The sequence below is a fragment of the Pseudoduganella ginsengisoli genome, assembly GCF_009720865.1.
Lineage (GTDB): Bacteria > Pseudomonadota > Gammaproteobacteria > Burkholderiales > Burkholderiaceae_D > Rugamonas > Rugamonas ginsengisoli.
The window spans coordinates 1-9,480 of sequence record NZ_WNLA01000006.1 but is presented as its reverse complement, the minus strand read 5'-3'; the positions used below and the strand labels follow the sequence as shown (position 1 = coordinate 9,480).

The window sequence follows — 9,480 nt, the reverse complement described above, 5'->3', positions numbered from 1 at the left end:
GGCTAAGTTAGGATTTAAGTGAGATTTGCAAATCGCATTACAAATTTATAATGTTTTTTCTTTTGTAAGTTGCGATAAGTGTCTTCCTAGCAGGCGCCAAGCCTCCCGTTTCTCTTCTGCGTAGTCATGGTGCAGGTAGTGTCGTCGCACCTTACTGCCACCCAGCACGTGATTCTGGCAGCGATCAATGACTTCGATGCTGACGCCCAAGCGCTGCATCATGGTGGCGCCGGTGCGCCGCAGATCGTGCGATGTCCATGGCCCATTCTTCCCGCCGGCCAGCACCAAGGTGCTGTCCTGGACGCGGTTTTTCATCGGCGCGCGTGGTGAGCCGTCTTTGTTTCGCCTGAACATGCCCTGTCGGTCCCCGATCTGTTTCGTGAAGGACTTCACGTCGAGGTGCGTCTCCACGTTCCGGGAAGGGAAGCACCAGGCTGTGTGCCCGGTCAGTGCGTGCAACCGCTTGAACTGCTCCAGGGTGAACGCGGACATATAAACGGTTAGATCGCTGATGTTGCCCTTCACGTTGGCCTTTGGGATGAACCATTCGCCGGCCTTTAGGTCGACGTGCTCCCATTTGGCCATCGATGTTTCCCCCACGCGGGTCAATGTCGAGAGCATGATCCAGATCGCGCACTGCGTCATCGGCTCCAGCGGCTGTGGCACCACGCGCTTGTTCGGTGCCGCGTCGTATTCAAGCTGACGCCGAACCAGGATGCCGCGCAGTTCGGTGACCTCGGCGTCGGACAGTACGCGATCGCGGAAGCCATCCATGTCGAAGTCCGGCGCCACGATCTTTTCGATCTCGATCAACTCCATCGGGTCGCCTTCCACCAGCAACTTGCGCCAAGGCTGGCGCTTGCGTGCCCACGCAAACATCTGCGTCAGATCGTTGCGCAAGATCACCGCCGCCCGGTTGACGTCGCGCTCGACCAGTTTGCGCAGCACGCCGCGGATCTGGTGTTCGTTGATGTCGCGCACCTTGATCGATCCGATGTGCGGCAGCACACCGGTGGTAAAGCTGCGTTTCAGTTCAGCGTTCCCATCCTTGCGGCGCACGCCATCGGAAATCCAGGCATCGAACATATCCTGGACCGTTTTGCCTTCCATTGCGGCTTTGGCGAGCTGCTCAGCCTGGATGGCCGCCTCCGCTGACTTTGCCATTTCCGCCGCCGCCCATGCCTCCTCATGCTGCACCTGGATGTCGATGCCTTCGCGTGCAAGGGCGCGCACCCGCGCCGCCTCGCTGCGCGCATCGGCCAACGACAAATGCCCGTCATCGGTGGCCGGGCCATAGGAGCGGGACAGCCTGAGTTCGCGCTGCCGGCCGCCGACGACGTACTGGATGATCCAGGTCTTGACCCCGTTGGCGGCAATGCGCAGCTGCAGCCCGGTGTCGACATTCTGCTTGTAGGGTTTGTCGCGGGGTTTCAGTGCCGCGACCTGCAGGGCCGTCATTTTCGCCATGATCCGTGCCTTAACCGTGCCTTAAATATTTTCTGATGCCAGTGTATATCGTCGGCCGTCACTGGACGATGAAATTTCGTATCTATATGATTTTAAACAGTTTGTGTGTTGCTGGTGGATCGCGCCGGACGTCTGCGGATGTGTGATTTATCTCATGGGGTGCAAGGGGTCGGAAGTTCGAATCTTCTCGCCCCGACCAATAGATTCAACGAGTTAGGCCAACCTTCGGGTTGGCCTTTTTCGTATGTGGCGCAGTTGGTAAGAAATTTGGTAAGAAAAAATCCTGGCAGCGCTTCTGCTGCTACTTGCGGCCACTTCCGCTTCCCACTTCCGCATTCCAATTCACATCATTGCCGGCCACGCCGGATGCCTTCGATCCCAGATATCGTGGCGGAGTTCCAGTTGTCGGTAAAACGATCGGCAAATCGATCGGCAAAAAAATTATACATGCGTCAGGAGTTTTCTCGATTACTCCATTAGAATCATAGGCTTGTAAGTAATAGGGATCGGCAAGGAGATCGGCAAAAATGTTCAATGAAATCCACCAGTTCGAACCGACATGGCCAAGTGACCGGCTGTGGCGGGATTTGCATCCCGTTGCTGAAGATATTGTCGTGGCATCCGTGAAATTGACGGAAAAAGCTCATGCCACGACGCGATCCGCCATCCGAGCGCTGGTGCGGCAGATGAATTCCTACTACAGCAATCGGATCGAAGGGCAAAGCACGCATCCCCTGAACATCGCCAGGGCGCTTGGCAACGATTTTTCCCAGCGGCCTGATGAGGCGCGCTTGCAACGCATCGCGCTGGCTCATATCGCGGCCGAGGAAACGTTGGAGGGGGAACTGAACGCACAACTACCACTGACGTCGGCTTTCTTGATCATGGCGCACCGTGAAATGTACCAACGCCTGGCGGTAGAGGATCGATTGTCCGACGACGGGATGGAAATCGTTCCAGGCCAGTTGCGCGTGCAGGACGTCGAGGTCGGGCGGCATGTTGCTCCCACCGCGCAGTCCGTGCCGAAGTTCCTGCACCGGATGGACCAGCAGTATGGCGTGGCACGCGGCTGGGAAAGCACCTTGATCGCAGCCGCCTGTGCCCATCAACGGGGCGCATGGGTACACCCGTTTGCTGATGGAAACGGCCGGGCGACGCGCTTGCAGACCCATTGCGCTTTATGGAAGCTGTCGGAAGGCTTGTGGTCCCCAAGCCGTGGCTTCGCTCGCGACACGGCCAGGTACTACGCTGCGTTGCAGGCGGCGGACATGATGCGCCAGGGTGATCTCGATGGAAGGGGCAATCTCAGCGAGAAGGGCTTCTCGACCTGGCTGCATTACTTCCTGGATGTTTGCCACGACCAGGTCAGCTACATGTCGAAGCTACTGGATCTCGATGGTGTGCGCCAGCGCATCGAAGCGTTGGTGATACAGCGCAGCGTTGCGGACAAGGGCTACCGCCGCGAAGCGGTCTTGCCGCTGTTCCATGTGTTTGCCTTGGGACCTGTCACCCGTGGGGAGTTTGCCCAGATGACCGGGTTGGGGGAGCGTACGGCACGTTCGCTGATGGCCAAGTTGCTCGACGATGGCTTGCTGGTCAGTGATCACCGGATTGGCCCCGTTCGTATGGGGTTGCCGTTGAATGCACTTAATACCCTTTTTCCTGCCCTTTATCCCGAAGTAAACCAGCCGCTGATCTGAGTGACATCCCCCGGGGCTGCGGCATTCGTATCTCAACATGGCGGCTATGTAAAATGGCCCCAAGCCCGCCAGCAGGCTTGGGGCCATCGATGGCGATCTGCTTTTTTGAGCGCACATCGCCATTAGCCATCAGCGATTGTCAGTCGCGTAAAGGGCTACTCTGGACATGCATGCCTGCTGCCACTTTGCGATCGATTCCGCATCCCAGGCGACCGCCCGGGCCCCAATGGGAATCGGGGGCGGAAAAGTTCCGGCCTTGACGGCATCGTAGATCGACGTCCGTGAACATCCCGTGGCTGCGATCACTTGCGGCAGGCGCATGAATTTTCGAGGTTCGTGCATTGCATTCTCCTTGATGATGAGTGTTGGGCTGGTAATGACGGGTTGCATGCGCTCGACTGCGTACCACGCGCGTTGCCTTGACGCGCACGAGCGGTGCGGCGGTATATGTGCCGACTGTAGATCCAGTCCTTGGCAACTCAAGTGACAGACTACGATCGTGTGGCAGGCGGGCATCTCCTGCTGGACAAGACCAGGGTGAACAAAGAGAGAACAATGCGGAAGCAATGATTCGGCCGCAGCTTGCTCGTTACCGCAAACAATGCGCCCCGGGGTTGTGCAGGATTCCACGTTCGTGCGCATTGTCAATCAAGATGCTTGCCTACTTCTGCAGGACCAGCTACTGCAATTCAAAATGTAGGCCGTGTGGCGGAGCATGTCAAACGTCGTGCACCGCATTTCCATGCATGTGACGGTACCTATCTGGATTCCGTTTCATGTCCAGGTGATGCCGCCGATGGCGCCGGCGCAGTCGCCATCGGTCAGGCTGGACTTGCCGCAGGCGCGAGGGACGAGTTCGCCCTTCGGTGCAGCGTGCGCTTGGCAACCCGGACTGCATTGGTGGCGTCATGTACCGCCTTTCTCAGTTGGGACTTCTGCATGGCCAATTCCGCCACGGTGATCGCTTCATTGATGCGTAGCGTTTCCAGCATGAGAACAAGTAGATCCACTTTCTCGATGAGCCCCACCATTCGGAGGTCATGCGCCGAGAAGATCCTCGTCGCGAACGACAATGGCTCGACATCGTACTCCGCCAAACTGGTGATACGACAAGCTTGGCAATGTGCCTCCGTGCTTGCCAGTAGCTGGTTGAAATGGGCGAGCCGGGCATCCAGCATGGTGAGGAGTTCCTGCCCAATGCGCTCCACGTCATATATGGGTACTCGCCTGCAGGCTTGCGCTGTAACGTAATGAAGATGTCGCTGCGAGATCGTAAAGCAGCGCAGGTAGAGGCGTTTGGCTTCAGGACTATGGAGACAGACCATTACCTCGCGTCCCGATGAGTCGATATAGCGCCGCTTTATCCCATCGGCTATGCGCTGCAGCAGCTTTCGATTTATGGCGTCGTGATTCGCAACGATGATAGTCCGGACTTCAGTTTGGGATTTCATGGCGCACCTCGGGTAACTGGGATGTCGTTCGAGCGTACCCAAGTCCCGCGCCGCGCTCCAGCCGAAAGCCCCGCAATTTGAGGGGGCTTTTCGATCTTGGCCAAATTACTTGAATAGCTGGGGCTATTCAGAACGTTTCGGCAACTGACAGGGAAGTCATGCAGGCGTTGTGCCGTTGGGCATCGGTGTGTGCGGTACATCTAGCCACGTATCGGCCAGTTCCCAAGTTGTTGCCGGAGACGCTGATGTTGCCACGACGAAGGCTGTTGCGGGGCGCGCGGATCGAAGGCCTACAATCAGAGGTAATCGAATAAGTGGACGCGTCAAAGGGGCGAATGACCGCTTTCGGGCTGCTACGAAATCTTTGAGGGTTAAATTCACAAATCCTCAAGGAGCAAGGTCCTATTGCATGGCTTGACAACCCACCTTTCGGCTCCTATTCTGGCTGCACTGTCTGGACCCGCTTCCATGAACATCGCGTTCTCAATGCGGCGCAGGCCTGCGACAAAGCCCGTTGCGGTCGTCACCCGCCACCCGACAGTATTCTTGCGCTTCGACGCACCGATTGCACTGGACGCCCCGTCCTTGATGGCGGCGTTACTCGTGCCTTTTAATTCCGATCTGTTTTCAGAGTATGGGCAGTCATGCCCAGATTTCGTGGTATGGCTTCCTTGTATGCCATGCACGGCACGCCCTGGTTGGCGTGATGAGTTGCACCGGCAAGTCCGGTTGCCTGGGGACGGCAATGCCGTACTCCTTTGTTCTTGATACACACCTCAGACTGTACGGTCACCGCGCAAGCGGTGCCTCGCTGTGACGTCGCCATAGAAGCGGCGGACGGCCCGGTACGTACGGTGGCACGAAGCGGCCTGGTGGTAGGGCCGAGGATAACCGTGCGAGGTCGTGCAACGTGTTTTTGCGGCGAGTCGCCGCCACGTGATGTCTTTGCTGTGCGCAGCGCGGCACTGCCCGTCCAGGAGGCGGGGCTTGTGACAGAAGGCGAAATTCGCTGTCCAAGCACATAGGCATTTTTACGGCACCTTGATTATCCAATCCTGCGCCCAGGAAGCCGGTCCGGGCGCGCTGGCATCTTCCGGCACTTGCAGCGCCCGGCCCGCGCTGCAAGGTGTGATTGGGCCGAAGGCGGCGGCGACCTGGCAGTGGCGGCGTCTAGGCAGTGAATCCGATTGGCTCCATTTAGCCGGCCTGGCCGGATATGGGGCAGCGCGAGCATTCGCGCAATCAAGGAGGTTTATATGGGCAGGAATCAAGACTGGCGCCGCCAACTGGCTGCGATCATTGACCGGCATAACGAGATGCATGCATTTCGCCACAAGCCGATCTCGCACAGCACGCGAGCGGCGCGCCGCCAGGCGCTATTCCGGATGTTCGAGTTGTTGCGCTCCTTGGGGTACAAGGCGGCGCCGGATCACTTGGGTGATCGCCACGTGAAGGCGCTAGTGCGTTATTGGTGTGCGGAACCTGTGGAAGGCTGCGTGCCGGCACGCCACCAGCCGTGCAGTGCGGCCTATATCCAGCAGCAATTGTCCATCCTGCGGGTCTACGCCGGGTGGATCGGCAAGGCGGGCATGGTGCGCGAAGCGGAGGTGTATGCGGACAATCCTTTCATGGTGACCAGGCAATACGCTGCGCAGCATGATCATAGCTGGGCTGCCAAGGGCATCGATCCGGCGGAGTTGATCAAGCAGGTCGTCCGGATCGACCCTTACGTGGGCATGCAGTTGCGCCTGATGCTTGCCTTTGGCATGCGGCGCAAGGAAGCGGTGATGTTTGCGCCACAGGTTGCCGAAGTGCCGGCATTTGCGCTGCCAGTGGATCATCCGTCGGCGCTGTGCTTTCTGAGCTTCTTGAGCATCAAGCGTGGCACCAAGGGTGGGCGTCTTCGCTATACCGCCGTGCGCAGCGATGAACAGCGGCAGGTACTCGACGAGGTCCGGGAACTTGCGCGCACGCGGCACGGTCACATTGGCAACCCGGAGCTGTCGCTCAAGCAGGCACTGGATCGCTTCTCGAATGTGGTGAGAAGCACGGGGATGACGCGCAAGGAATTGGGCGTGACGGCCCATGGCTTGCGACACCAGTTCGCCAATGACTTGTACTTCGACCTGGCGCATGTGCTTTCCCCGGTGCGCGGCGGCGACCCGGCGTTTGATCCTGAAGTACGGCGCGATGCTTACCGGCAGGTGGCTGAACAACTTGGGCACCATAGGCCTGCCGTTAGTGGCGCCTACCTAGGTTCGGTTCGCGGGAAAGGAGGGGCAGGCCATGAAACGTGAGCAGGCATCGCATGCGCCAGGACAAGGGCGCAATGATCGTCCATCCGCTAACCGCCATGCGCCGCACCTCGTGGGATGGGATGCTGCGTGGGCTGCACGTTTTCGGCGCTGGAGCAGGGCGCTCGGCCGGTTGGCAATCCGATGGTGTTCGCTCTGGGTGAACCTGACCTGGTTGTCGTATTTTCCTGGGCATCAGCATAATGTCCGCCGGTCGCGCCGAGTGCTGCGCAAGGTACGTGGCTTCAAGGAGCCTGGTGCCGGCGCGCGCTGCTTGGCATACTTGCGCCGCATCGATCCGCTGCTGTTCGAGGAAGTGATCATGTCGGCGCTGGAGGATGCTGGCTTGTTCGTGCTGCGTAGCCAGCATTATGGTGGCGATGGCGGTGGGGATGGTGTTGTCTGGATTCCGGGCCGAGGCTGGTGCTCGGTGCTGTGCAATCGCTTCCGTGGCCAGGTGCACGCGGCTGACGTACGGGCGATAGCTTGGGCTCTTGCCAAGAGCGGTTACGACGGTGGGCTGCTTGTGCATTCGTGCCTTTGCGTGACGGCGTTGCATGCGCAGTTGGATACAGCGCGTATTGCCTTGCTGGGCGGCGATCGGCTGCTTCGGCTGATACGTGAGCGCGTATTGGAATGCCGATGGCCTAAGGCGAAGGCCCGGGCTGCGCCGTGAATGCTGTTGGCACTGTTCGAGTGTAATAGGTGTTTCGTTTGTCGTCTGATGCAACCGCCGGTTCATGAGCCTGTCAGGTCATGGCACTTCAGGCACCTGTGATATGCCTCGTCGATCAGGCGATGCAGTTCACGGGTGTCCCTGGATGTGCCCCAGTAGTGGCGCTTGCACTTGCTGATATAGCGTTCCAGGTCGTCCATGGTCCTGATCTCGCCGGGTTCGATATCGGTGATAAAGATCAGGTGCTCAATCTCGCGCACTGTCAGGCGGATATGGGTTCCTAGTCGCAGCATGGGAGTTCGCCGTGGCGTTGAGGGTGATGAACGTGCGACGCAGGCATGCTTGCGCCCTCGCGGTTCATTGGGAATACATGTTAGGCCTGGGTGTTCGCGTGTTCAACTACCGTGCTGACGGAATCTATGGTCGTGCAGAGTGCTTGAAATTGCGGGGAGACGCGGGTGTTATCTAGCGCATGAATTGACATTCGCCATAGGGTGCTCGGGAGGCGCGATTTGAAGCTTTGTAGTGCCGCTGCAGGTATGTGGATGGGGGCATGGGGTTTGTGCAACAGACTGTTGCACAAATACTTGGAGCCCGCCTTGCGAGTGCCGTGAGGCTGTCGCCAGTTCTCCAGCCTTAGTAAACGGCCCCGCGCCATTGTCAGCGGTCTTGCGCTGCGCGAGAATCCGGGCCCTTTCCATTGCATCGCCAAGCGCCGGGCAGGTTCGTTTCAAAGTTCTACGCGCTGGCGATCTTTGGGTGAGTTGTCGCTGCCATCAGTGCGTCAGTTCGGTAGAATGCTCAAGGAACGGCACGCCGCCATAGCGGCCCTGCAGGTAGCCGCGTTCCAGGGCCTCGTTCTTGCGCGGGCTGAAGTCAGACAACGGTACCAAGGACGACGCCTGCTCCATGTTCTTTTCCACAAACCAGATCTGGTCGCGTCGGAACAGGTCCGGGGCGTCTAGCAGCGAAGTGTCGTGGGTCGTGAACAGCAGTTGCGCACCGTTGGTGTTGGCATGCGGCTGGTGGAACAGGCGCACGATCTGGCGTAACAGCAGCGTGTGCAGGCTGGTATCGAGATCGTCCACCACCAAGGTTATTCCCTTTTTCAATATGTCAAGGATCGGGCCGGCCAGGAACATCAGGTTGCGCGTGCCGTTGGATTCGTCCATCAGGTCAAATACCGCATCGCCACCCTCGGTGCGATGGGAAAAGCGGAATTGATGCTCCTCGACTTCTTCGTTGCGTAGTTTCGTCTTCCCCGTCGCCATGTCTAAGTGGACAGTCTGGCCTTGTACCTGGCGCGTCACCACCTCGATATCCGCAATGCGGATGTCCGCTGCCATCAGGAAGTCGCACATGCGCTGCTTGCCGCCGGGCTGCTTGAGCATCTGGATGGAGGCATGCGGGTTGAGTTGGCTTTGTTCATTGAAGATGACCAGGCTAAGCGCAAACCAGTCAAATATGGGGCGCAACGCTTCGCTGTTGAGCTGGACCGCCATGGACAGGAAGAGGGCATTAGGACGGGGCGCACCCTCCCATAGATGCTTGGCTCCTTTTAAGCCTGTGCCAAATTCGTAGAGGTCTTCGCCATGCTCCGCGTCGAAGTGGCGCTCGAACCACCGCTGCGGCTTAAACGCTTTATACACGAGCAGGTGCTCGCTGATGATGCGTTGCTGGGTCATGGAGAAACCGTACTGGTAGCACACATCGCCGATCGTGAAGGTCACTTCGAATGCTGTTGGTTCCGTAGCCGATTCCTTGTTGATCTGCTCTGGAAAAATTAGACGCTTTTGAGCGCGAGTTTTTTGGTCAATAATCCCTTAGCGGATGGAGGATGACCATGAAGCGAAAACATTTTCCTGCAGAACAGATTGTTGCCGTTCTGAAGC

The 9,480-nt window shown here is 58.4% G+C and carries 8 protein-coding genes; 3 read left to right on the top strand and 5 right to left on the bottom strand.

The features are described 5' to 3' along the window. Window positions 1-45: 45 nt before the first annotated feature. Window positions 46-1,467: a tyrosine-type recombinase/integrase gene (locus GM668_RS11345; protein WP_155439077.1), complete on the bottom strand. Its 1,422-nt coding sequence runs from the start codon at window positions 1,465-1,467 to the stop codon at window positions 46-48. A 527-nt stretch (window positions 1,468-1,994) separates the two neighbouring features. On the opposite strand from GM668_RS11345, the gene GM668_RS11340 reads away from it, so the two are divergent. Further along, complete coding sequence (locus tag GM668_RS11340; protein WP_155439076.1) at window positions 1,995-3,167, top strand: Fic family protein; 1,173 nt, start codon at window positions 1,995-1,997, stop codon at window positions 3,165-3,167. A gap of 129 nt (window positions 3,168-3,296) precedes the next feature. Here the strand turns inward: GM668_RS11340 and GM668_RS11335 are convergent, their stop codons facing one another. Together GM668_RS11335 and GM668_RS11330 are read right to left on the bottom strand one after the other, a co-directional pair. After that, window positions 3,297-3,488, bottom strand: a complete 192-nt coding sequence (locus tag GM668_RS11335; protein ID WP_229499236.1) for a helix-turn-helix transcriptional regulator — start codon at window positions 3,486-3,488, stop codon at window positions 3,297-3,299. A gap of 500 nt (window positions 3,489-3,988) precedes the next feature. After that, window positions 3,989-4,618, bottom strand: a complete 630-nt coding sequence (locus tag GM668_RS11330) for a hypothetical protein (RefSeq protein ID WP_155439075.1) — start codon at window positions 4,616-4,618, stop codon at window positions 3,989-3,991. Window positions 4,619-5,874: 1,256 nt separating this feature from the next. Between GM668_RS11330 and GM668_RS11325 the strand changes: the two genes are divergently transcribed. Both GM668_RS11325 and GM668_RS11320 read left to right on the top strand, forming a co-directional pair. Beyond that, window positions 5,875-6,915, top strand: coding sequence for an integrase domain-containing protein (locus GM668_RS11325; protein WP_155439074.1), 1,041 nt, complete (start codon window positions 5,875-5,877; stop codon window positions 6,913-6,915). Then, a complete protein-coding gene (locus GM668_RS11320; protein ID WP_155439073.1) occupies window positions 6,905-7,588 on the top strand; it encodes a restriction endonuclease in 684 nt (227 codons plus the stop codon). Before GM668_RS11325 ends, GM668_RS11320 begins: the two co-directional genes overlap by 11 nt. A gap of 62 nt (window positions 7,589-7,650) precedes the next feature. Here GM668_RS11320 and GM668_RS11315 read toward each other — a convergent pair whose 3' ends face one another. Beyond that, window positions 7,651-7,881, bottom strand: a complete 231-nt coding sequence (locus GM668_RS11315; RefSeq protein ID WP_155439072.1) for a hypothetical protein — start codon at window positions 7,879-7,881, stop codon at window positions 7,651-7,653. A gap of 483 nt (window positions 7,882-8,364) precedes the next feature. Beyond that, window positions 8,365-9,357 carry an AAA family ATPase gene (locus tag GM668_RS11310; RefSeq protein WP_371868688.1) on the bottom strand — a complete coding sequence of 331 codons (993 nt, stop codon included), beginning with the start codon at window positions 9,355-9,357 and terminating at the stop codon, window positions 8,365-8,367. Window positions 9,358-9,480: the final 123 nt, after the last annotated feature.

Coding starts and splice junctions, on each gene's coding strand:
- GM668_RS11345 (WP_155439077.1), bottom strand. CDS start 1,467: ATGGCGAAAATGACGGCCCTGCAGGTCGCGGCACTGAAACCCCGCGAC.
- GM668_RS11340 (WP_155439076.1), top strand. CDS start 1,995: ATGTTCAATGAAATCCACCAGTTCGAACCGACATGGCCAAGTGACCGG.
- GM668_RS11335 (WP_229499236.1), bottom strand. CDS start 3,488: ATGCGCCTGCCGCAAGTGATCGCAGCCACGGGATGTTCACGGACGTCG.
- GM668_RS11330 (WP_155439075.1), bottom strand. CDS start 4,618: ATGAAATCCCAAACTGAAGTCCGGACTATCATCGTTGCGAATCACGAC.
- GM668_RS11325 (WP_155439074.1), top strand. CDS start 5,875: ATGGGCAGGAATCAAGACTGGCGCCGCCAACTGGCTGCGATCATTGAC.
- GM668_RS11320 (WP_155439073.1), top strand. CDS start 6,905: ATGAAACGTGAGCAGGCATCGCATGCGCCAGGACAAGGGCGCAATGAT.
- GM668_RS11315 (WP_155439072.1), bottom strand. CDS start 7,881: ATGCTGCGACTAGGAACCCATATCCGCCTGACAGTGCGCGAGATTGAG.